General features: G+C 71.2%; 17 protein-coding genes and 1 pseudogene. 9 read left to right on the top strand and 9 right to left on the bottom strand.

Going from position 1 to position 21,742, the window contains the following annotated elements; translation table 11 throughout:
- Positions 1-247: 247 nt before the first annotated feature.
- A complete protein-coding gene (gene purU / locus ACVUH9_RS05750) occupies positions 248-1,123 on the bottom strand; it encodes a formyltetrahydrofolate deformylase (RefSeq protein WP_475754812.1) in 876 nt (291 codons plus the stop codon).
- A gap of 53 nt (positions 1,124-1,176) precedes the next feature.
- Positions 1,177-2,205 carry an MYG1 family protein gene (locus tag ACVUH9_RS05755; protein ID WP_475754814.1) on the bottom strand — a complete coding sequence of 343 codons (1,029 nt, stop codon included), beginning with the start codon at positions 2,203-2,205 and terminating at the stop codon, positions 1,177-1,179.
- Between the two features lie 162 nt (positions 2,206-2,367).
- On the opposite strand from ACVUH9_RS05755, the gene hrpA reads away from it, so the two are divergent.
- Complete coding sequence (gene hrpA, locus ACVUH9_RS05760) at positions 2,368-7,176, top strand: ATP-dependent RNA helicase HrpA (RefSeq protein ID WP_475754816.1); 4,809 nt, start codon at positions 2,368-2,370, stop codon at positions 7,174-7,176.
- Positions 7,177-7,179: 3 nt separating this feature from the next.
- On the opposite strand, the gene ACVUH9_RS05765 is transcribed toward hrpA, so the two are convergent.
- The 6 genes from ACVUH9_RS05765 to ACVUH9_RS05790 form a co-directional block, all read right to left on the bottom strand.
- Positions 7,180-8,040: a hypothetical protein gene (locus ACVUH9_RS05765; protein WP_475754818.1), complete on the bottom strand. Its 861-nt coding sequence runs from the start codon at positions 8,038-8,040 to the stop codon at positions 7,180-7,182.
- Positions 8,041-8,391: 351 nt separating this feature from the next.
- Positions 8,392-8,787, bottom strand: coding sequence for an SHOCT domain-containing protein (locus ACVUH9_RS05770; RefSeq protein ID WP_475754820.1), 396 nt, complete (start codon positions 8,785-8,787; stop codon positions 8,392-8,394).
- Between the two features lie 37 nt (positions 8,788-8,824).
- Positions 8,825-9,211, bottom strand: coding sequence for a DUF7144 family membrane protein (locus tag ACVUH9_RS05775; RefSeq protein WP_475754822.1), 387 nt, complete (start codon positions 9,209-9,211; stop codon positions 8,825-8,827).
- 123 nt (positions 9,212-9,334) lie between these two features.
- Positions 9,335-10,864 (bottom strand): DUF2252 domain-containing protein, encoded by a 1,530-nt coding sequence (locus ACVUH9_RS05780; RefSeq protein ID WP_475754824.1) that lies wholly within the window; start codon positions 10,862-10,864, stop codon positions 9,335-9,337.
- Complete coding sequence (locus ACVUH9_RS05785) at positions 10,773-11,249, bottom strand: hypothetical protein (RefSeq protein WP_475754826.1); 477 nt, start codon at positions 11,247-11,249, stop codon at positions 10,773-10,775. Before ACVUH9_RS05785 ends, ACVUH9_RS05780 begins: the two co-directional genes overlap by 92 nt.
- A gap of 92 nt (positions 11,250-11,341) precedes the next feature.
- Complete coding sequence (locus ACVUH9_RS05790) at positions 11,342-12,574, bottom strand: PucR family transcriptional regulator (protein ID WP_475754828.1); 1,233 nt, start codon at positions 12,572-12,574, stop codon at positions 11,342-11,344.
- Positions 12,575-12,680: 106 nt separating this feature from the next.
- On the opposite strand from ACVUH9_RS05790, the gene ACVUH9_RS05795 reads away from it, so the two are divergent.
- From ACVUH9_RS05795 to ACVUH9_RS05810, 4 genes are all read left to right on the top strand, one after another.
- Entirely contained in the window at positions 12,681-14,225 is a 1,545-nt protein-coding gene (locus tag ACVUH9_RS05795; RefSeq protein WP_475754830.1) for a flavin-containing monooxygenase, read from the top strand.
- Entirely contained in the window at positions 14,222-15,070 is an 849-nt protein-coding gene (locus ACVUH9_RS05800; protein ID WP_475754832.1) for an SDR family NAD(P)-dependent oxidoreductase, read from the top strand. The genes ACVUH9_RS05795 and ACVUH9_RS05800 overlap by 4 nt, the downstream gene beginning before the upstream one ends.
- Before the next feature lie 863 nt (positions 15,071-15,933).
- Positions 15,934-18,345 carry an RHS repeat domain-containing protein gene (locus ACVUH9_RS05805; RefSeq protein ID WP_475754834.1) on the top strand — a complete coding sequence of 804 codons (2,412 nt, stop codon included), beginning with the start codon at positions 15,934-15,936 and terminating at the stop codon, positions 18,343-18,345.
- 10 nt (positions 18,346-18,355) lie between these two features.
- Positions 18,356-18,814, top strand: a complete 459-nt coding sequence (locus ACVUH9_RS05810; RefSeq protein ID WP_475754836.1) for a hypothetical protein — start codon at positions 18,356-18,358, stop codon at positions 18,812-18,814.
- 350 nt (positions 18,815-19,164) lie between these two features.
- Here ACVUH9_RS05810 and ACVUH9_RS05815 read toward each other — a convergent pair.
- Positions 19,165-19,356 (bottom strand): annotated as a pseudogene (locus tag ACVUH9_RS05815) (GyrI-like domain-containing protein); the annotation flags it as partial.
- A gap of 137 nt (positions 19,357-19,493) precedes the next feature.
- Here ACVUH9_RS05815 and ACVUH9_RS05820 point away from each other — a divergent pair.
- The 4 genes from ACVUH9_RS05820 (at position 19,494) to ACVUH9_RS05835 (ending at position 21,676) form a co-directional block, all read left to right on the top strand.
- On the top strand, positions 19,494-19,940 hold the full coding sequence (locus ACVUH9_RS05820) for a hypothetical protein (protein WP_475754838.1): 447 nt from the start codon (positions 19,494-19,496) through the stop codon (positions 19,938-19,940).
- 65 nt (positions 19,941-20,005) lie between these two features.
- On the top strand, positions 20,006-20,452 hold the full coding sequence (locus tag ACVUH9_RS05825; protein WP_475754840.1) for a hypothetical protein: 447 nt from the start codon (positions 20,006-20,008) through the stop codon (positions 20,450-20,452).
- A gap of 115 nt (positions 20,453-20,567) precedes the next feature.
- Entirely contained in the window at positions 20,568-21,179 is a 612-nt protein-coding gene (locus tag ACVUH9_RS05830; RefSeq protein WP_475754842.1) for a DJ-1/PfpI family protein, read from the top strand.
- Positions 21,176-21,676 carry a MarR family winged helix-turn-helix transcriptional regulator gene (locus tag ACVUH9_RS05835; protein ID WP_475754844.1) on the top strand — a complete coding sequence of 167 codons (501 nt, stop codon included), beginning with the start codon at positions 21,176-21,178 and terminating at the stop codon, positions 21,674-21,676. Before ACVUH9_RS05830 ends, ACVUH9_RS05835 begins: the two co-directional genes overlap by 4 nt.
- The last annotated feature ends 66 nt before the right edge of the window (positions 21,677-21,742 follow it).

Raw genomic sequence — 21,742 nt, forward strand, 5'->3', positions numbered from 1 at the left:
CAGGGGACGGTCGGGGCGTCACCCATGTCGTAGCGCTCACGGGACGGCGGACGGTGACCGCCACGTTCTGGTCGCTCACGACCCCACTTCGTCACCCTCGCCGTCGGGCCGCCGGCGACCGCGACGTTCTGGATGATCGGTCGGCCACACGCTCATACGGCTTCCCCGCCTGACTCTCGGCACCGTCGGGGGCGTCAGGGCACCGCCCGAACGGGCCCCATGTCCACGACTCCCCGGAACCAACCGGCTAGAGCACCACCGTCGTCCCGTCGTGCACGATCACGCGGTCCTCGCCGTGCCAGGTCACCGCCCGCGCCAGCACCGTCCGCTCGATGTCCCGGCCGACCGCCTCCAGCGCGGCGACGTCGTCGCGGTGACTGACCCGGGCCACATCCTGCTCGATGATCGGGCCCGCGTCGAGCTCCTCGGTCACGTAGTGCGCGGTCGCGCCGACGAGCTTCACCCCCCGTCGCCGGGCCTGCGCGTAGGGCTGGGCCCCGACGAACGCGGGCAGGAACGAGTGGTGGATGTTGATCACCGGCATCCCCAGCTGCTCCAGGAACGAGCCCGACAGGATCTGCATGTAGCGGGCGAGGATCACCACGTCGAACCGGCCGCGCAGCAGCTCGAGCAGGCGCGCCTCCGACTCGGGCTTCGTCGTCGGGGTGACCGGGACGTGCTCGTAGGGGATCCCGAAGCCGGCCACGTCGCCGCCGAGGTCCGGATGGTTGGAGGCAACCAGCCCGATGTCGACGCCCAGCTCGCCCCGCCGCGAGCGCCAGAGCAGATCGAGCAGGCAGTGGTCCTCGCGCGAGACCAGCACCGCTGCGCGCTTGGCCCGCCCCGCGTTGTGCAGCGACCACGCCATCGCGTGCGGAGTCGCCACCCGCTGGCGGAAGTCGTCCTCGAAGGCCGCCCGGCGCGCTTCGAGATGCGGTAGGTGGAAGACCACCCGCATCAGGAAGGTCCCGCCCTCCAGGCTCGTGGAGTACTGGTCCGATTGCGCGATGTTCGCCCCGTACTCGTGGAGCAGACCGGAGACGGCGGCGACGATCCCTGGACCGTCGGCGCAGCGGACCAGCAGTCGACCGACGTCGGAGGCAGCGGAAGCGGGAGCGGACATCGTCGGGAGACTGCCGGACGACGACGCCTCCGGCAAGCCCCGTCGACGGATCGTCAGACGGTCGACGGCGACGAGCTGATGTCGCCGGGCGGCGCGGCGGCCACGTCGGGCGTCACCGTCGAGCCACCGGGGACCGTTCCGCCGCCGACCGGCGGATGCCCGTCCTCGTCGGCCAGCGCCTGCCGCGCCAGCTCCAGGACCCCTTCGCGGGAGCCGGCGACCGCCATGAAGCGCGCGCCGTGGCAGAAGACCGCGTCAGCGACGCCGGTCACCTGCTGGAGCGGCTCCCCCTCGAGGCCGGCCCACGAGGCCGGCAGCGACTTGCGGTTGGCGAACCCGTGCGAGGCGGCCGGGACCGCCTGCAGGCTCCAGTCGGACGTCCGCGGCGAGATCACGAAGCGGACGTCGGGCGCCTCGTTGACGACCACGCTCCGCCACGGCATCCCGCGGCCCAGCTCGAGCAACCGCGGATCGGTGGCGGCGGTGATCGCGGAGCGGACGAGGTCGGCCGCGCGGGCGCGGGCCTGAGCGGAGGCGATCTCCCGCCGGAGCACCGCCTCGGCGAGGTCGATCGCCTGGTCGAAGGCCTCGCGCTCGGCGCGCGGACCGTCCTCGACGTCCCACGGCGGGTTCATCGCCGCGATCACGCCGCTGACCGCGTACGGGCTGATCCCGGGGATCTTCGGGTCGTAGAGCTCCTGGCCGTTGTCGCCGGCGTCGATCGGCGCCACGATCAGCGTGTCGAGCTGGTGCGCGATCTCGGGGCTGCCGGCGAGCGCGACACCGACCTCCTGCCAGACGAGCCCGAACGACGCGAACCGGATCCCGTTCGGCCGCTCGCCGACGTCACCCTGGTGGTGGTCGTAGTCGCCCGTGGCCGGGTCGTGTTGACGACCGACGTCGACCCGCAACGCGCAGCGCGCCAGCACCTTCGGGTCGCGGCTGCGGATCACCTCCAGCGGACCACGGGCGAGCCGCAGCGTGGCTAGGGCGAAGACCTCGTCCGCGTGGAATGACCCCGAGTGGGTCCCGACGACCAGCGGGCTTTCGGCCGGCGTTGCGCTTGTCGTTGCGTCGGTCACACCAGGGACCGTATCGTCGTCAGGGGCCGGTTGGCGAAAGGATTGTCCCTCCCAGCAGGGCGAACCCACCGATCGGCACGGTCGGAGATCGAGGCCCGGGACGGCCCAGCGGCCGTTGCCCCGCGACGCATCGAGGCCCCGCGGCGACCTATCCTGGATCGGATGCCTGCAGTCCCCGACTCCCCGCCGTCGGGCGTGGAACCCGCAGGCCCCGCGTCCCCGTCCGAGCTGGTCGTCGAGGACGCCGCGCCGACGACGCCCGACGAGCCTGCCGTTCCCGCGGCGACCACCGACGCCGATCCGACCACCGACGCCGACCCGGCCACCGACGCCGACCCGGCTCCCGAGGCCGATCCGACCACCGACGCCGATCCGGTTGCCGACGCCGATCCGGTTGCCGACGCCGATCCGGTTGCCGACGCCGATCCGGCTCCCGAGGCCGCTCCGGCGAGCGCGCGCCGCCGCCGTCGCCGCTCCTCCGCCGGACGGCCCGAGGACCTCCGCCCCCGTCTCCGCGAGCTCGGCCCCCGCGACGAGCACCGGCTCGCGCGCAAGTACGACCGCCTCCGCCACCAGGACGACCCGGAGATCCGCGCCCGCGACCTCCAGCGGCTGCTGACCGAGCTGACCGCCGCCGAGGAGAAGCTGACCCGCCGCCGGGGTCTCGTCCCCGCCGTCAACTACCCCGAGCAGCTGCCGGTCTCCCAGCGCAAGGACGACCTGCTCGCCGCGATCCGCGACCACCAGGTCGTCGTCGTCGCCGGCGAGACCGGATCCGGCAAGACCACCCAGCTGCCGAAGATCTGCCTCGAGCTCGGACGCGGGATCCGCGGCCAGATCGCCCACACCCAGCCGCGCCGGATCGCCGCCCGCACCGTCGCGGAGCGGATCGCGGAGGAGCTGAACGTCCCGCTCGGCGACGCCGTCGGCTACAGCGTCCGGTTCAACGACCACTCCAGCGACGACACGCTGGTGCGGTTGCTGACCGACGGCCTGCTGCTGGCCGAGATCCAACGCGACCGGCTGCTCCGCCGCTACGACACGATCATCATCGACGAGGCGCACGAGCGGTCGCTGAACATCGACTTCCTGCTCGGCTGCATCAAGCAGATCCTGCCCCAGCGGCCGGACCTGAAGGTGATCATCACCTCGGCGACGATCGATCCCGAGCGCTTCAGCGAGCACTTCGACGACGCCCCGATCATCGAGGTCTCCGGGCGCACGTTCCCGGTCGAGGTGCGGTACCGCCCGGTCCAGGATCCGGACGACCCGAACCCCGATCCCGACCGTGACCAGGTCGACGCGATCGGCGACGCCGTCGAGGAGCTGATGCGCGAATCGCAGGGCAGCGGCCCCGGCGACGTGCTCGTCTTCCTCAGCGGCGAGCGCGAGATCCGCGACACCGCCGAGGCCCTCAACGGCCGCTTCGGCTCCGGGGGCGGACGCCGGACCCAAGGCGTCGAGATCCTGCCGCTCTACGCGCGCCTGGCGACCACCGAGCAGCAGCGGGTCTTCCGGCGCGGGTCGAGCAGCCTCCGCCGCGTCGTGCTCGCGACCAACGTCGCCGAGACGTCGCTGACCGTCCCCGGGATCAAGTACGTGATCGACCCGGGCAGCGCCCGGATCAGCCGCTACAGCTCGCGGCTGAAGGTCCAGCGGCTGCCGATCGAGCGGGTCTCGCAGGCGTCGGCCAACCAGCGCAAGGGCCGCTGCGGGCGGACCTCCGACGGCATCTGCATCCGCCTCTACACCGAGGAGGACTTCGAGGAGCGGCCCGAGTACACCGACCCGGAGATCCTGCGGACGAACCTCGCCTCGGTGATCCTCCAGATGGCCTCGCTCGGCCTCGGCGAGATCCGCGACTTCCCGTTCCTCGAGCCGCCGGACCGCGCCCAGATCCGCGACGGCCTGATGCTGCTGCACGAGCTCGGCGCGCTGGCCGAGGGCTCCGACGGACGACCGGCGGCGGGTGCCGGTGCGGGCGACGATGACGATCCGACCGTCGAGCGCCGCGCGGCCAAGGCCCCGGCCGGCGAGGCGACGACCCAGCTGACCCCGATCGGCCGCAAGCTCGCGCAGCTGCCGGTCGACCCGCGGATGGGCCGGATGGTGCTGGAGGCCGATCGGCTCGGCGTGACCGAGGAGGTCGTCGTGATCGCGGCGGCGCTCTCGATCCAGGACCCGCGCGAGCGGCCGACCGACAAGCAGCAGGCGGCCGAGCAGTCGCACGCCCGCTTCAAGCACGAGCAGTCGGACTTCCTCGGCTACCTGAACCTCTGGGACTACCTCCGCCAGCAGCAGCGCGAGCTGTCCGGCAGCCAGTTCCGCAAGCGCTGCCACAACGAGTTCCTCCACTACCTGCGGATCCGCGAGTGGCAGGACCTCGTCGCCCAGCTGCGCCAGGCGGCCAAGCAGGTCGGGATCACGGTGCCGCGCGACGGCGGCCTACGGGGGATCGGACCCGCGATCGGTGACGGCGCCGCCGGACGGCCCGGGTCTGCTTCCGGCCCCGACGCGGCTACCGGCTCCGGCCCCGACACCGGCCCCGGTTCGGGCTCCGGTCGCACCGCCACTTCCGCTGCGGCCGCCGCTGTCGCCGCCGAGGCCGCGGACGCCGAGCAGGCCGCCGCCGGGGCCAAGCCCGCAGCGGCCGCGGTCCCGCACGTCGGCGCGCCCTCGAAGCGGCGTCGTCGCGGCGGCAAGAAGCCCGCAGCCGCCGCGGCTCAGCCCGCCCGCGCCTCGTCCGAGACGGCGAGCGCCCCGGTCGCACCGCTCGCCGGCCGCTCGTCCGACACCCCCCGCGCCGAGCAGCAGATCCACATCGCGCTGCTCTCCGGGCTGCTCTCGCACCTGGGGCTGAAGGACGAGACCCAGAAGAAGGACCAGCAGGGTCGGATCCGCGCCAAGGGCCGCCCCCAGCGGGCCGGTCGGCCGGAGTTCCTCGGCGCCCGCGGCGGTCGCTTCCAGATCTTCCCGGGCTCGACCCTGGCCAAGAACCCGCCGACCTGGGTGATGGTCGCCGAGCTCGTCGAGACCTCGCGCCTGTGGGGCCGGACGGCCGCGCGGATCAACCCGGAGTGGGTCGAGCCGCTGGCCGAGCACCTGCTCAAGCGGACCTACGCCGAGCCGCGCTGGAGCAAGAAGCGGGCGTCCGCCGTCGCCGACGAGCGGGCGCTGCTCTACGGCCTGCCGATCGTCGCCGGCCGCACCGTCGCCTACGGCCGGCTCGACCCGATCGTCTCCCGCGAGCTGTTCATCCAGCACGCGCTGGTCGAGGGCGACTGGGACGGCCGCCACCGGTTCCTGGAGGACAACAGGGCGCTGGTCGAGGAGGTCGAGGCGATGGAGGAGCGCGCCCGCCGCCGCGACATCCTCGTCGAGGACGACGAGATCTTCGCCTTCTACGAGGAGCGGATCCCCGCCGAGGTCGTCTCCGGCGCGCACTTCGACCGCTGGTGGAAGCGCCAGCGGGAGAAGACCCCGGACCTGCTGACCTTCCCCCGCGAGCTGCTGATCAGCGAGCGCGCGGTCGACGCGGTCGACGTCCGCGAGCGTCCGGAGGCGTGGAAGCAGGGCGACGTCGTCCTCAAGCTCAGCTACCGCTTCGAGCCGGGCACCGACCACGACGGGGTGACGGTCCACGTCCCGCTGACGATCCTGCCGCAGGTCAAGTCGGTCGGCTTCGAGTGGCTGGTCCCCGGGCTCCGCCGCGAGCTGGTGACCGCGCTCGTCCGCGGGCTGCCGAAGGAGATCCGCCGCGAGCTGGTGCCGGTCCCCGACACCGTCGAGCGGCTGCTGACCCGGATGACCCCGCGCTCGGCGCCGCTACCGGTCGCGTTGGCGCGGGAGCTGAACGAGCTGCCGGGCGTCCAGGTCTCCCCCGCGATGCTGCGGCTCGACCAGCTGCCCGGGCACCTCCGGATGACCTTTCGGATCGAGGACGAGAACGGCAACGAGCTGGCCGGCGGCCACGACCTCGACGCGCTCCGCGAGCAGCTGCGGCCGAAGCTCCGCGAGGCGCTGACCGCGGCCGTTCCCGACCTCGAGCGGCACGGGCTGAGCGCCTGGACGCTCGGGACCCTGCCGCGCTCGGTCGGCCTCGGCGGCACGACCGACGGCGGCTCCGGCGTGCGGGTCTACCCCGCGCTGGTCGACGAGGGCAAGACGGTCGGCGTCCGCGGCTTCGACAGCGCCGAGCTGCAGGCCGAGGCAATGCGGGCCGGCACCCGCAAGCTGCTGCTGCTCACGATCCCGTCTCCGGGGCGGTACGTGCGCGGCCAGCTCGACATGGCCGCGCAGCTGACCCTCGCGACCGCGCCCCACGGCAACCTCGACGCGGTGATCGACGACGCGATCCGGGCGACCGTCGACGGGCTGACCGCCTCGGCCGGCGGACCGGCCTGGGACGAGGCCGGCTTCAAGCGCCTGCGCGACCACGTCGCCGGGCACCTGGCGACGGCGACGGTCAAGGTCCTCGGCCAGGTCGTGCTGATCCTCGAGGCCGAGCGCGAGGTCCGCTCGCGGCTGGAGGCGATGGCGGCCCGCCCGACCAAGCCCGGTTCGGCCTTCGACATCGCCCAGCGCGACGTGACCGCGCAGCTGCGGCGGCTGGTCTTCCCCGGCTTCGTGACCGCGGCCGGCGCCCGTCGCCTGCCCGACATCGTCCGCTACCTGCGGGCCGCCGCCCACCGCCTCGACCGGCTGCCCGACGCCCAGGCCGCCGACGCCGACCGGACCAACGCGATCCACGAGCTGGAGCGGCAGTACCAGCGGCGGGCGGAGGCGTGGCCGAAGGGCCGCCCCCGTCCCGACGCCCTGCGCGAGGTCCCCTGGATGATCGAGGAGCTGCGCGTCGCCCAGTTCGCCCAGGGTCTCGGCGCCAAGAAGACGACCGGCCCCGCGGGCAGCGGCAAGCCGATCTCAAGCAAGCGGATCCGCAAGCTGCTGGACGAGGTCGCGGCGGCGGCCTGAGGATCAGGGGGTGCCGTCGCCCCCGCTCGTCGCCGAGGCGTCCTCGAGCGTCTTGACGTCCTGCGCGAGCTGATCGACCTGGTTGCCGAGGTCATCGACCGAGGTCGAGAGGGCCTCGAGGCCGGAGACGCCGTCCGGCAGCCCGTCGACCTTGCTCTCTAGGCTGTCGAGCGAGGCCTGGAGCTTGGCGATGTCGCTGGCGTTCTCGCTGATCGCGCTCTTGTTCGCCTTCGCCTCCTCACTGGCGTTGGCGCTGGTCTCCTTGGCCGCCTTGGTGCTGGAGCGCAGGTCGTCCAGGACCTGGTTGGCCTGCTCCGTCTCGTCCCGGATCTGCTTCTCGATCTGCTCGGCCGTGTTGCTCGACTCGCGCCTGACGGCCTCGGCGATCTTGTCGTCGTCGGTGCTCTGGTTGCCGGCGCTGATGGCCAGGACCAGGGCGACGATCGCGATCAGCAGCCCGAGCCCGGCCGCGACCGCCAGCCAGGTGAACCGCCGCTTGCTCTCGGCCTCGAGCGCAGCCAGCTCCGGGTTGGCGGGACCGTAGGGCGGGCCACCCTGGCCGGGCTGCCCCGGCTGACCGGAGTACGGCGGCTGTCCGCCCTGGCCCGGCTGTCCCGACGGCGGGCCGCCTGGGCCGGGCTGACCCGGCTGGCCGCCTTGGCCACCGGGCGCGGCGCCGGAGACCGCCGTGTACTGCTCCGTGGCGGGCTCGGGCGCGCCCGCCGGGGGTCGCGGCGTCCGCGGGCCGGAGGCACCGCCACCGGGAGGCGTCGGCCGCGGCGGTCCGGAGGGCGGGGTGCCAGAGCCGGACCGCGGGTCAGGCGACGCGTTGCCGGGATCGGACGGGGGAACGCTGGGGCTCATCGTGGTCTCTCCTGGTCGTCCACGAGCCTGTCGCGGACGCGTGGCCTGGTGCGGACGGGAACGGTGGCGGACGACGGATCGCGGTGATCCGGCGCGTGGCTGCGCGGGACAGCCGTCGCGACCTCGTAGAGGTCGGCGTCGAGCACGGCCCCGCGGTCGAGGCGGCCGAAGGACGTGACCGGAGCGACCAACGCGGAGGCCGGTCGCTGGGGCCAAGTCGGCACGGCGCGAATGTACACCGGGGCCCGGAGACCTACAAGCGGCGGGGTGACGGCGGGTGCGGGGCAGCAGCCTGAAGCTGCCGAGGAACGATCCTCTTCGCGTCGGGACGACGGCAACGCGCCGGCCCGTTCACCCCAGCGCCCGCGCCTTGAGGCGGTCGTACTCGGCGGCGTCGATCGCGCCGCTGTCGAGCAGTTCCTTGGCCTTGGCGATCTCCGAGGCGGCACCCTCACCGGCGACGCTGCTGACGTAGTCCTTGAAGTCGGCTTCTGCGCGTTTGGCAGCTGCGGCCTGGCGTTCGGCCATGCCCCGCCCCTGCGAGACCAGGTAGATGAAGACCCCGAGCAACGGCAGGAACAGCATCAACAGCGACCAGCCGGCCTTGCCCCAGCCGGAGACATCGTCGCGGCCGAAGAGATCGACGAAGGCACGGATCATCAGCAACATCCACAGGACGAAGCCAAAGAAGACGAGCATCGTCCAGATGATGTTCAGCAGCGGGTACTCGGCGGCAAGCGGAAGCATCGGTTCTCCTCTTGGATGGTTGACTCGGCGCGCCCCGTCAGGCGCGCTCGACCGGCTCGCCGTAGACGATCAGGCCGTGTAGGACGATCACGCAGAGGGCGAAGACCGCAAGCGACCAGAACGGGTAGGCGCCGGCGACAGAGAGGATCGCGCCGATCGCCCCCAAGGAAGCGGCGACGATGCCGATGACGCGGCCGTAGGCGTTGCCGCTCAACAGCGAGAGGCCACCGGTCAGCTCGATGACGCCGAGGATCGTGATGATCCAACCCCAGGTGTTGAGGTCGGAGAAGACGAAGTGGCTGCCAGCGTCGGTGAAGAAATGTGCGTCTGAGATCGCGGCGATCCCGTAGATCACGTTCAGCACCCCCGCGATCATCAGCAAGATCGCCGCGAACGCCACGCGGCCTGCTCCTCGTACCTCCATCTCAACCAGCTCCTATCGACTGATGGCCTTGGCGGTTCATGAACGTCATTCCACCGTCCGCTCGCGGTTCGCGCATCACCCTTGCGGGGTTAGATCTCACGCAGAGGGGCTGATCCCGAGGACTCATACGCCGGTCTCGGCGGTGATCGCTCCGGCGTCGACCGCCTCGCGCACGGCCGAGTAGTCCCTCTCGTTCTGGTCGGCATAGGCCTCGGCGAACTCGGCCAGTGCGCGGTCGAAGCGATCTCCGCGACCCAGGTAGCTGGCGATCGGAACCGGGTCCCCCGCTCTCGCGTGCGCACGGGCGAGCGCCTGGCCGCAGACCCGGGCGTACTCTCCGAGTGCCGTCGCGTTCATCAGCTCGACGAGCGCCGATCCCTTCTCATCCCACAGCTGGCGCACGTAGTAGTGGCGGTCCTGCCCGTCCGGGCCGGAGGTACGCAGCCAGCCGAGCAGGATGTCGTTGGCGGCCTGCGTCAGACGCTGCCCCTCGACGACCCGCTGTCCGTGGTTGGCGAACTCGCTCGGCTCGAGGAACGGCTCGAGAACCGAGGCCTCTGCCTCCTTGAGCTGGAGGAAGAGCGGGTCGTCGGGGCCACGACGACCGATCAGCAGCGCGATCCAGGCGCGCGTGCCGACGCTGCCGACGCCGACGACCTTGCGGGCGGAGTCGACGTAGCGGTAGCGCTCGAGCAGCCGTCGCCGGTCATCCGCAAGGGTGCCGCGATATTCCTGCAGCATCGCGTGGATCGCCTCGTCGAGCGCAGCATGCTGCTCGGGCTTGAACAGATCGCGGGTCGCCACGACGACCGGCGGATGGCTGCGGATCCGTGGCTCTCCGTCGACGACCTCGGTCAGCTTGCCGAAGGCACGAATGCGGTCCTTCGAGCGCGCCTGCGCGAGGTTCTTCTCGAGGCGCCGCATCTGCTTCGGCGACGCCGCTGCCGCGAACTGCTCGACCAGTTGGTCGACCGATGTGCGGTGGTACCAGAGGTCGAGATCGCCCATCGTCGCGTAGCGGTGCATCGCCTCGCGGTAGGCACGCGCCGCGGTCACGTTGATCACCGCGCGCTGGGAGAGGGAGAGGCCCCGGTCCCGTCCTGCCACGGCGAAGCTGGTGACCAGGCGCTTGACGTCCCACTCGAACGGCCCCGGCAAGGTCTCGTCGAAGTCGTTGATGTCGAAGACGAGGGTCCGATCCGGGGCAGCGTAGGCGCCGAAGTTCGAGAGATGGGCATCGCCGCAGAGCTGGGTGTGCAGGGTGGTTCGCGGCACGCCGGCCAGGTCCGACGCCATCAGATAGGCGGCTCCGCGGTAGAACGTGAAGGCCGAGACGAGCATCCGGCCGTAGCGGATCGGAACGAGCTCCGGCACGCGTGAGGCGGCCTGTCGCTCCAACAGGTCGATCGGGCTCGGCCGATCGACCGGGGGGCTCCAGCTGCCGTGGGCACCCCGCGGCGTCTGTTCGCGAGCGGCGTGCCCGAGCGCCACGCGCTCTGCCAAGGCGGGATGCTCCACGATGGCGTGCTTCTTGCCTGCGGCCATGCGCTGGTCCCCCGGCCTAGGTCTCGCAGTCGATCTGCGCGAAGGTCTGTTCGTAGGAGCTCGCCAACTGTCGGATGGCGGCCTCCAGCTTGGACTTCGCGTCAGCAAGCGACAGATCCGAACCGAGGCCGGCCGCGACCGCTTGGACTTCTGAAGCGAACTGCTGGTTGGCCGACTCGACCTCCTGCTTGCGGTCGCCGCTGAGGTTGCCCTGGGCGTCCTTGATCTGGTTGAGATCGTCCTTGATGGCGTTCAGGTCGGACTTCACGCCGTCGACCGTCACCGTCGTAGACGTGAGCCCGGTCAGGTCGTCGACCTGCTTCTTCAGGTCGGCGATGGCGTCGCAGACCTGCGTCTGCGCCTTGTCCGCGTCCGACTCACCGCATCCGACCGCGGTAGCGGAGAGCAGCAGCAGGCCCGCGACGAGCAGCGCGAGGTACGACACCCGCCTGGGGGGCGGAGCTACCTCTCGGGAGGTGGTGCGGCGAGTCATGCGTTGCATTCCATCGCCCGATCGCCGTCGCGGCATCACCCGGGGGGGATGAGATGTCATCCAGCCGGGCGGCCCGATCGGCGATTCCGGCGTCAGCGCGTCCCGAGCCAGCGCACGATCTCGAGCGCGACGGCGACCTGGACCGTGCGCCCGTGCAACGGGGCGGGCATCAGCTCCTCGGCGCGCCCCAGGCGGTTGAGGATCGTGTTGCGGTGGGTGAAGAGCTGCTCCGCCGTACGGCTGGCGCTGAAGCCCTCGCGGACATAGGTGCGAACGGTCTCGCGCAGGTCGGCGGGCGCGTCGGCGAGCGCCCCGAGCGTGCGATCGGCGAACTCGCGGGCGCGCTCCTCGTCCCGGCTCGCCAGGTCGACGACCTGGACCTCGTCGTAGGTCGCCAGGCGCACGCGGTCGGGGGTGCGGTGCAGGAGCCGCTGGGTGGTGAGTGCATCGAGGTGGCTGAGCCGGAAGCCCGCCATCCCGACCTCGGTCGTGCCGACGGCGATCCGCGTGTCGGGGAGCTCGTCGAGCCCCTGGCGGAGCGCCTGCACGTCCGGGCCCGCGGCGCCGGGCACCCAGACCCACAGCGACGAGACGCTCGCGGTGACCGTGAACGGCGCCCGCACGCCGGCGGCCCGCGCGAGCAGCTCGGCGCCGCGGGCGAGGACCGCCTGGTCCGGCTGGGCGCTGTCGCTGAAGACGACCGCGGCGGTGTGCGGGCGGTCCAGCGCGTACCCGAGCCGGCTCGAGGCCCGCTCCTGGCCGATCGGCGCGCCCTCGAGCAGCAGCGTCACGACCTCGAGCCGCTCGGCGTGGGTGCCGCGGGTGAGGCGGTCGCGCTCGCGGCTGATCTGGCTGTTGATGCCGGCGATCGTCTCGTCGACGAACGCGAAGATCGACCGCGCCGTGACGTCGAGCAGCTCGCTCAGCTCCTCGGGGTCGGAGGTCAGCGTGAAGACCAGCGTCATCCACAGCCGCCAGGCCGTGTTCTGCCCCGTCCGGTACGCGTCGACCGTGTTCGCGTCGAGCCCCCGGCGGACGAGGTCACGGGCGACGTTGACGACCTCGGGCCCGAGGTTGGGCGCGACCGGCGCCCCCGGGTCGCGGACGTTGGCCTCGGCCCAGTGGAGGAGGTTCGCGCGATTGGCGCGCCGGATCGCCTCGACGAACGACGGGTCGGCGGTGACGGCCGCGTCGGTGTGCTCGAGGGTGACCGCGTCGACCTCCCCGACGACGGCCTCCGGCGCCGCCAGCAGCTCCTGGCACGCCTGGCGGATCAGCGCGGCCGCCCGCGGGCTGGGCGGGGGCCAGGACGAACGCGGCGGCACGCGCCGATCCTACCGGCGGTTGGGCATCGTGCACCTCGGGGCGACGAACGTTGGGCATCTGCCTCGGGCAATCGGAGTCCGACCCGGTCATGCTGCAACCACGCCCATGCTTGCCGCGACCGCCAGCCCCGCAGATCACGAGACCGCCACCGAGCACGTCGACGTCCTGATCGTCGGCGCGGGCCTCTCCGGCATCGGTGCCGCCCGGCACCTCCAGGCGGGTCACCCCGGGCGCTCGTTCGCGATCCTGGAGGGTCGCGAGGCCAGCGGCGGCACCTGGGACCTCTTCCGCTACCCGGGGATCCGCTCGGACTCCGACCTCTCGACCTTCGCCTACGACTTCAAGCCGTGGACGGGCGCGAAGGCGATCGCCGACGGCGCGGACATCCTCGCCTACCTCCGCGAAGCCGCCTCCGAGACCGGCGTCGATCGGCACATCCGCTACGACCACCGGGTCCTCGGCGCCTCGTTCTCGACCGCCGACGCCCGCTGGACGGTCCGCGTCCGGCACGCCGGCGAGGAGCGCGAGCTGACCTGCTCGTGGTTCTTCTGCGCCTCGGGCTACTACCGCTACGACGAAGGCTTCTCGCCGACGTTCCCCGGCTCCGAGGAGTTCGCCGGGCAGATCGTCCACCCGCAGTTCTGGCCCGAGGACTTCGCGCCGGCCGGCAAGCGGATCGTCGTGATCGGCTCCGGCGCGACCGCCGTCACCCTCATCCCCGCGCTCGCTGAGCAGGGCGCCCAGGTGACGATGCTGCAGCGCTCGCCCTCCTACGTGCTGCCGCTGCCGGAGACGGACCCGATCGGCGACCGGCTCCGCAAGTGGTTCGGCGACCAGCGCGGGCACCGGCTCACGCGCCGGAAGAACATCCAGCAGCAGCGGTTGCTCTACGCGTTCTGCCAGCGCTTCCCCGGGCTGGCCCGGAAGTTGATCCGCGGCGTCAACGCCAAGCACCTGCCCGATCACGTCGACGTCGACGTCCACTTCAACCCGAAGTACGAGCCGTGGGATCAGCGGCTCTGCGCCGTCCCCAAGGGCGACCTCTTCCGGGCGTTCCGCCAGCGCACCGCCGAGATCGTCACCGACGGGATCGAGCGCTTCACCGAGAACGGGATCCTGACGACGTCGGGCAAAGAGATTCCGGCAGACGTGATCGTGACCGCGACCGGCCTCAACCTGCTGCTGTTCGGCGACATGACGCTCGACGTCGACGGCGTGCCCGTCGACGTGCCGCAGACGCTCGCCTACAAGGGCTTCATGGGCTCGGGCGTGCCGAACTTCTCGTTCGCGATCGGCTACACGAACTCGTCGTGGACGCTCAAGATCGACCTCGTCTGCCGGTACCTAAACCGGGTTCTGGCGCACATGGACGAGCACGGGTTCGACACCGCCGTCCCGGTCAACGACGACCCGGCGATGGAGACCCGGCCGTTGCTGGACTTCAAGGCCGGGTACGTGCTGCGGTCGCTGGACCAGATGCCCAAGCAGGGCCAGTCTGCCCCGTGGCAGCTGGCGATGAGCTACCGCGAGGACGAGAAGCACCTGCGCAAGGCGGACACGGTCGACGACGGCTTCCTGCGGTTCTCGCGTGCGGCTGCGGGCGCGACCGGCGCCACCACCGTGCGCACCGGCCAGGAGGTCGCCGCGTGAGCAAGGTCGACGGCAAGGTCTGCGCGGTCACCGGCGCGGGCTCCGGCATCGGCCGCGCGCTCGCGGTCGAGCTGGCCACGCGCGGCGCGCGGCTGGCGATCTCCGACGTCAACGCGGCGGGGCTCGAGGAGACCGCGACCGCGGCCCGGAAGGCGGGCGCTCCCGAGGTCCTGGTCTCGACCCTCGACGTCGCCGACCGCGAGGCCTTCTTCGCCTGGGCGGCGGAGGTCGCCCAGCACTTCGGCCGCGTCCACCAGATCTACAACAACGCCGGCGTCGCGTTCTCCCGCTCGGTGCTCGAGTCGGAGTGGTCCGACTACGAGCGGGTCCTCAGCATCAACCTGGCCGGCGTGATCCACGGGACCCAGGCGTTCCTGCCGCACCTGATCGCCTCCGGCGACGGCCACGTCGTCAACCTCTCGTCGCTCAACGGGATCATGGCCCAGCCCGAGATGAGCCACTACTGCGCGTCGAAGTACGCGGTCCGCGGGTTCACCGAGTGCCTGCGGATGGAGATGCAGCAGGGCGGCCACCCGGTCGGCGTCACGTCGGTGCACCCGGGCGGGATCAAGACCAACATCAGCTCCGCCGCGCTCCAGCACGCCCGCGACAGCGGCGCCGAGGTCACCGCCGCCGACGAGGCCCGCGACCGGCTCTACCGCGAGAAGCTCCTGAAGATGGACCCCGCCGAGGCGGCCCGGATCATCATCCGCGGCGTCGAGGCGAACCGGGTCCGGGTCCTCGTCGGCAACGACGCGAAGGCGATGGACGCCGTCGTCCGGGCGATCCCATCGCGCTACGGCCGGGTGCTGCTGGCGGCCCAGAAGCGGCTCCTGAAGGGCTGAGGGGGCGGGAGCGCCGGCTAGAAGGTAGGCGCGACGCAGGTATACGCGAGCGGCCCGGCGCCACGCTCGCCTAAAGAAGCGCGCCCGACCCTGGGGCGTTCGTCCATTTCAGCCCAGCCCGCGCTATACGTCCACGTCTACCACGTACCGTGCCGGACATGAATGCGTCTCCCGGTCGGCCACGCGTGTGCGGCCGCCGACCTCGTCCCATGTCCGTTCCCCAACGGGCCACATCCGCCCTCGCACTCGCCGCGGCAGGCCTCCTGGCCTTCGGTGGCGGAGTGGCGTCGGCGGCGAACAACCCCGGTACCGGCGATTCCGGGTTCTTCACCTTCCGACCATCCGCGACGATCGGCGGGACCCAGATCAACGTCGCGTCCGGCAACGCCCTGGTTCGCACCCGCGACCTCGCCGATTCGCTTCTGAACTACCACGTCGTGGTCGACCGGGCCTACAACAGCCTCGCCCCGGACACGTTCTCGATCCTCAGTCCCCGCTGGGCCTACGACGTCGGCCCCGCGACGGGCCTGACGGTCGAGAGCAACCAGGACGTGACCGTCACCGGACCGTCGGGCTACCGGATCAGGTTCGCCCGCCAGGCCAACGGCAGCTACGACCCGCCCGACGGGTTCGACGGATCGCTGACCAAGACGCCCAACGGGTGGACGCTGGTGCGTACCTCGCAAGGCGACGAGTTCGGATTCGACAACTCCGGCACGCTGACCTGGACCAAGGACGCAGTTGCGCGCGACTTCACGGTCCAGGGCACCAGCGCCGCCGGCCGCACCGTCCTCTCCAGCTACGGCACCAGCTCCGGCCGCCGGGTGAACGTCTCCTACACCGGCGACAGCCTCGTCCGCGAGATGGACGACCCGTCCTCCGGCCACCACTACTACCGCTACGCCGCAGGCCGACTGACCGCCTACGAGAGCCCCAGCGGCCAGATCACCAGCTACCACTACGACAGCGACGGCCTGCTGGACAAGATCACCGAACCCGGCGGCACGACCGTCGAGCTCGACGTCGCCGCCTCCGGCCGCGTCCGCTCGATCAGCACCACGCTTCCCGGCGGCTTCCCGCAGACGACGAGCTTCGTCTACACCCGCCGGACGTACAAGTCCGATGCGATCGCGCCTGACGGCGTGCGGCGCACCTACGCCTACGACGACGACTGGCGCGTGACCCGGCAGTACAACCCGGACGAGATGCCGTCGGTGACCGCGTCCGCGGAGCTGCGTGATCTGGCGGGTGGCTACGTCGGCCCGAACCGCACCTATCCCGTCACGGTCGCGGCCACCCAGCCCGACGGCGCCGGTCTGCGGCGTCTCTGGCTGACGCTCGTCCCCGAACACGAGCTGGCTGGCAAGGACGTGCCGTGCACGACCACCCCGTTCGACCTCGTCTGCCCGCAGACCCACGACGTCCCCCTGGACATCGACTTCTCGCCGCTACCCGAGGGTCCGACGACGATCCGGGGTGCCGCGCGCGACGACGAGCAGAACCGCGGCAACAGCGCGGCGTGGGAGGTCACCGTCGACAAGACCGCGCCGGTAGAGGTCGCTGCTTCGGGTGAGCTGTTCGACGCGCACGACGGATACATCAACGGGCAGGGCACCAAGACCCTGACCGCGTCGGCCGTCGACCCCGACATGGCCAACGGGACCCGCCTGTCGGGCATCAGGAGCCTGCAGCTCGAGGACGTCGGCCACGGCATCGTCGCGACCACCAACGTGTCCTGCACCGCGCTTGCGTGCCCGGTCACGGCCAGCGAGACGCTAGACGTCGATACCGGCCCGTTGGCCGAAGGCGCACACCAGTTGCGCATCGTGACCACCGACCTCGTCGGCAACGTCAGCCGGTCCGATTCGTGGACCGTGAACGTCGACAAGACGCCGCCGACGTCGCCGGGGCTTTCGTCGGTCGTAGGTGGACGATTCGCCAACGGTGAAGCGGAGATCACGTGGGAGCCGGGGGTCGACCCCCCGTTGGCGGACGGCTCCGATCCGTCGGGTGAGACGACGACGTTGATCCGGACCCGTGCGCCGGGTGGTGCGTGGAGCGACTGGACGGAGACCAACGAGCTGACCCACGGCCTGCCGGCGGGCACGCCGGCGACCGTCGAGGTGGAATTGCGAACCGCAGATGCGGTGGGCAACGTCGGGCCGGTGACGAGCGGCACGGTGACGTTCGATCCGGACGAGACCGATACCTGCGACGAGCGCAACGCTCCGGGGCCGGCGCTGGAGTGCGAGGTGCTGAACGACGCCCCGGCGTTCGACAGCGAGGACGACCCAGATATCGATCTGGAGCGCGACGATATCTTCGACGACGGCGCGGCCGGCCGGGCCACCAATCCGGCGCTGCGCTACTGGGTGACGTCGGACAGCGTGTCCTGCGAGCACGATCCGTGCTGGACGACCACCAGGTACTTCCCGCAGTCGTTCACGACCGGCAACATGCGGATGCAGTGGCGTCCCCAGCTCGATCGCGTGCACAACGGGACCGCAGCTGCGTCGACGCTCGACAAGCGGGCGCGGTTCTGGCGTACCTACCTGGACGTGCCGGCTGGCAGCACCCCGAAGAACTACTTCGGTCACAACGGCACGTCGGATGCGTGCGTGTGGCTCGCACGCGGCAATCTGGCCGGCGCGGGCGTCGCGAACTCCAGTGCGCCGTGCTCCAGCAAGCCGGAGACGCAGATCAACCGATACGGAAACTACATTCAGCGTCGGGCACGTCCGACCGCTGGAGCCGAGGACGGAGAGCTGCGGTCGGTGCCGAAGGGCGAGCCGCCGGTGTGGGTCAACTGCTTCTGGGACGGCGACGACCACGACGAGCCAGCTCGCCTGATGCGCAAGGTCTACTGGGGCCAATACCACGGCCACCAGTACTGCAACCCGTCGTCGATTCGCCTGAAGATGCCGACCGATGCGGCACTGAAGGCGCAGATGGCAGATCAGCCGCTGGCGTTCTGCGCGAATGTCTTCACCAACCCCAAGGCGCCGCACTCTGCACGGCTTCAGTGCCGACCGGAAGATCGAGTGCACCCGGCTATCGTGCAGCGACTGAAGGACAACGAAGGCGTCTCGAACTACCTCGGAGAGCGGGTCGGATGGCGCTACGTGGTCCGCGGTCGTCGATGGGTGATGGTCGCTGTCCCGGGGTTCACCGGAGCGCAGATCCACTGGGTCTTCGTGCCGCGCTACCTGTTTCCCAAGGATGTCGCCGACTGGCCCGGCACCGGCGCCAAGCCCGCCGGCCTGAGCTACGGTTGATCTGATGCGTATGTGGTTGACAACCGGGCTGGCGTGCACGGCGTCGGTCTTGGGTGCCGTGGCTCTGACGCCGTCGGCCACGGCATCGTCGAAGCCATCGAAGCCGCTGCAGATCGTCGGAACCCCGGTTGTCGCCTACTACGAGGCACACGACGGGAAGAGCAGGACCAAGGCGGTCACGTTCCAGTTCCGGACGAACCGGCGGTTGGGGTCCAACTGGGAGGTCCGCCTCAGCGGCATGTTCCCGGCGTTCGTCAGCCGCGGAAGTACGGGCACCTGCTACTCCGGTCAGTTCGCGGTCGGCGCCGGCCAGGGGATGAACATCTACCGGGCCATGCGTCCCGGTAAGCGGATGACGCTCGCCGCGCAGGAGTTCGAGCCCTTCCGGGAAGCCCGACGCGGCGTCCGCGTCCAGCGGGCATCCGGGCAGAAGGACGTCGTCGCCCGGGCCAAGAGCGCCTGCCGCTGACCGCCGGGCCGCGAGCGTCACCGTGCGATCGGTGACGCTCGTCTTCGGTGGTCCGTCGCTGGCGGAGGGCGGCCGGGCGCAGCGTTCGGCCCCTCTTCATCGGTTCCGTCCACTCCTCGGAGGTCGTCGAGGAGATGCTCCAGAACAGGCTCATCGGCAGACCTTCCGACAACACCGATTGGGTCCTTGACCTCACCACCGCGGTTACGGGCGATTTGCTCGCTTCCTCCCGTCGACTTCCGAGCGTCGGCCGAAGCTGGTTCTTGGCGCTCGCCGCCGGAGATCCTGAGCCGGTTGACCCGCACCTCGCCCCGGCGCCGGCTGGTACGTCGGCGGGCGGTCGAACCGGGTCAGGTCTGCGTGCGCGAGACCGGCTGGCGGAGGATCGTCCTCAGCTTCTCGGGCGCGGTCCGGCGCGGGTCGCCGAGGTAGATCTCGTGGTGCTTGCCGGCCATCTCGAGTGCCTGGGACGGAACGAAGTCGTGGTGCACCGCGGCGAGCACCGGACCCTCGTCGTCGTAGGGGCCGAGGTGGAGCGTCTGACCCGACCCATGACGACCCGGCGCACCGGCGGTCGGCCCGCCGGCGCCTGTCCGGTTAACGCAAGTAGTCCTCCTGCGATATGTCCGGCCCGGACGCGGTGCGAAGCCCGCTGGTCTGAGCTACGGTCAGGGATCCGATGGGTACGACGCCTACCGCTGGTGTTCTCTGCAGCGCGCTGCTGTTTGGCGGGACGGCGTCCTACGCATCGGCGGCGCCCAAGCCGTTGCGGATCATCGGGACGCCCGCGCTGGTCTACTCGCAGTACAGCAAGAAGGACCGGACGGTCATTTATCAGTTCCAGACCAACCGGCCGCTGGGCCGCCGGAGGGCGCTGTACATCAGTGGGATGTACCCGATGGACATCAACGAGGCGGAGTCGGGAACGCGCTACCAGGGGCGGTTCGGCGTCGGCACCGACGTCATGGAGAACATCTATCGCGCGCTTCGACCCGGAAAGCTCCTGACCTTCGACGTGCGTGAGGGCAAGCCGTCTTCACAGCGAGCCCGCCGCGGCGTCCGGGTCCAACGAGCAAGCAGCACCAACGCTGCGTTCAAGCTCGCCGCTCGGGCCTGCCGAGGCTGATCGGTCCCGGGCTTCTCGGGGAGCCGGCGCGATCGCCTGGGCGTGCCCGAGCTACGGTGGACCCGATGCGAACGACGTTGACCGCTGGTGTTCTCTGCAGCGCGCTGTTCTTCGGTTCCCTGGCCGCGGACGCGTCCGCGGCCCCGGCCCCGTTGCGGATCGTCGGCACGCCCGCGCTGGTCTACTCGCAATACAGCAAGACCTCCAAGAGCGTCACCTACAGGTTCCAGACCAACCGGCGGCTGGGGCGCAGATGGGCGATCTACATCAGCGGAATGTACCCCGTGTTCGTCAACGAAGGACGTAGGGGGACCTGCTACAGCGGTGAGTTCGGCGTAGGCGCCGTCGACGACGCGAACATCTACCGGGCGCTTCGTCCCGGAAAGCTCCTGACCTTCGACGTGCGGAAGGCCAAGCCGTTCCCCGGACGAGCCCGTCGCGGCGTTCGCGTGCAGCGGGCACGCACCATGCACGAGGAGGGTACGCTCGCGGCGGGGGCTTGCCGAAGCTGACCCGCCGAAAGCGACAGGCCGCGGTGACGGTGGGCACGACGGAGCGCGTACGTCCGGCCGAGCGCGGCCCCAGCACCAGATTGACAGTATGCTGTCAATCTGACAGGCTGCTGTCATGTCGCCCACCGCACACCTGGCGCTCTTCGACACCCTCGCCGACTGGGAGACCGGACACCTGCTGGTCGAGCTCCGCACCGGACGCTTCACCGGGCAGCCGTTCGACGTGGTCGCGGTCGCCGAGACCCTCGACCCGATCACGACGATGGGCGGCGTCCGGATGCTGCCCGACGCGCTGATCTCCGCGCTCGATCCCGCCGACAGCGACCTGCTGATCCTGCCCGGCGGCGAGATCTGGGAGGGTGACGGCGCCACGGCCTTCACCGATGCCGCCCGTCGCTTCCTCGACGCCGGCGTGCCGGTCGCAGCGATCTGCGGGGCCGTCTTCGGGCTGGCCCGTGCCGGCCTGCTCGACGAGCGCGACCACACGGGTGCCGATCCCGGGTACCTGGCCGCCTCCGGGTACTCCGGCGGCAAGCGGTACGTCGAGGCCCGCGCGGTGGTCGGCGACGGCGTCGTGACCGCAGGGCCGTCCTCGCCCGTCCAGTTCGCGCGGGTCACCCTGGAGCACCTCGGACTGCTCTCCGGCGACGTCGCCGAGGCGTACGAAGCGGTCTTCGATCGCGAGGTTGCCTCCGCGTATCCGACCCTGATGTCGGCGACGGCGTGAGTCGCGAGGCAGGCGCCAGCAGGCCGCCCCGCGAGCAGTGGCCCGAGCCCGAGCCGCAAACGGCGGCGGGGGCCGCGCTCACCGACCTGATCCTGGCCACGTTTCGCCTCAACCGACGCCTGATGGACGCCGCCCAGGAGCTCGCGGCCGAGGGCGAGATCACCGCCGCCGCCTGGCAGGTGCTCGGCGGCGTCCTCGACGAGCCGCGGACCGTCGCCGAGATCGGCCGGCGCATGGGCATGACGCGCCAAGGCGTGCAACGCGTCGCCGACCTCCTCGTGCAACGCGGCCTGGCCGAGTACCGCCCGAACCCTGCCCACCGCCGGGCCAAGCTCCTCGCGTGCACCGAGGACGGCTCCTGGGCCATCCGGCGGATCTCGATCGCCCAGCACCCCTGGGCGGACCGGGTCGCCGGCCAGATCGGGGCCACGAAGCTCCGTGACACGCTCGAGGTCCTCGAGCGCCTCGCCGGTGTCATCGACGAGGACACGCCCTGACGGTGACGCCGCCGCTGGCGCATCGGTAGCCCCACGCGAAACCGGCCCCGCCCCCATCCCTGCAAG

The organism is Patulibacter ginsengiterrae, assembly GCF_056269115.1.

What these genes read in the sequence shown, in the direction of transcription:
- ACVUH9_RS05770 (WP_475754820.1), bottom strand. Translation starts at nt 8,787, where the DNA reads ATGCTTCCGCTTGCCGCCGAGTACCCGCTGCTGAACATCATCTGGACG.
- ACVUH9_RS05795 (WP_475754830.1), top strand. Translation starts at nt 12,681, where the DNA reads ATGCTTGCCGCGACCGCCAGCCCCGCAGATCACGAGACCGCCACCGAG.
- ACVUH9_RS05785 (WP_475754826.1), bottom strand. Translation starts at nt 11,249, where the DNA reads ATGACTCGCCGCACCACCTCCCGAGAGGTAGCTCCGCCCCCCAGGCGG.
- ACVUH9_RS05775 (WP_475754822.1), bottom strand. Translation starts at nt 9,211, where the DNA reads ATGGAGGTACGAGGAGCAGGCCGCGTGGCGTTCGCGGCGATCTTGCTG.
- ACVUH9_RS05830 (WP_475754842.1), top strand. Translation starts at nt 20,568, where the DNA reads ATGTCGCCCACCGCACACCTGGCGCTCTTCGACACCCTCGCCGACTGG.
- ACVUH9_RS05810 (WP_475754836.1), top strand. Translation starts at nt 18,356, where the DNA reads ATGTGGTTGACAACCGGGCTGGCGTGCACGGCGTCGGTCTTGGGTGCC.
- ACVUH9_RS05805 (WP_475754834.1), top strand. Translation starts at nt 15,934, where the DNA reads ATGGACGACCCGTCCTCCGGCCACCACTACTACCGCTACGCCGCAGGC.
- ACVUH9_RS05820 (WP_475754838.1), top strand. Translation starts at nt 19,494, where the DNA reads ATGGGTACGACGCCTACCGCTGGTGTTCTCTGCAGCGCGCTGCTGTTT.
- ACVUH9_RS05765 (WP_475754818.1), bottom strand. Translation starts at nt 8,040, where the DNA reads ATGAGCCCCAGCGTTCCCCCGTCCGATCCCGGCAACGCGTCGCCTGAC.
- hrpA (WP_475754816.1), top strand. Translation starts at nt 2,368, where the DNA reads ATGCCTGCAGTCCCCGACTCCCCGCCGTCGGGCGTGGAACCCGCAGGC.
- ACVUH9_RS05825 (WP_475754840.1), top strand. Translation starts at nt 20,006, where the DNA reads ATGCGAACGACGTTGACCGCTGGTGTTCTCTGCAGCGCGCTGTTCTTC.
- purU (WP_475754812.1), bottom strand. Translation starts at nt 1,123, where the DNA reads ATGTCCGCTCCCGCTTCCGCTGCCTCCGACGTCGGTCGACTGCTGGTC.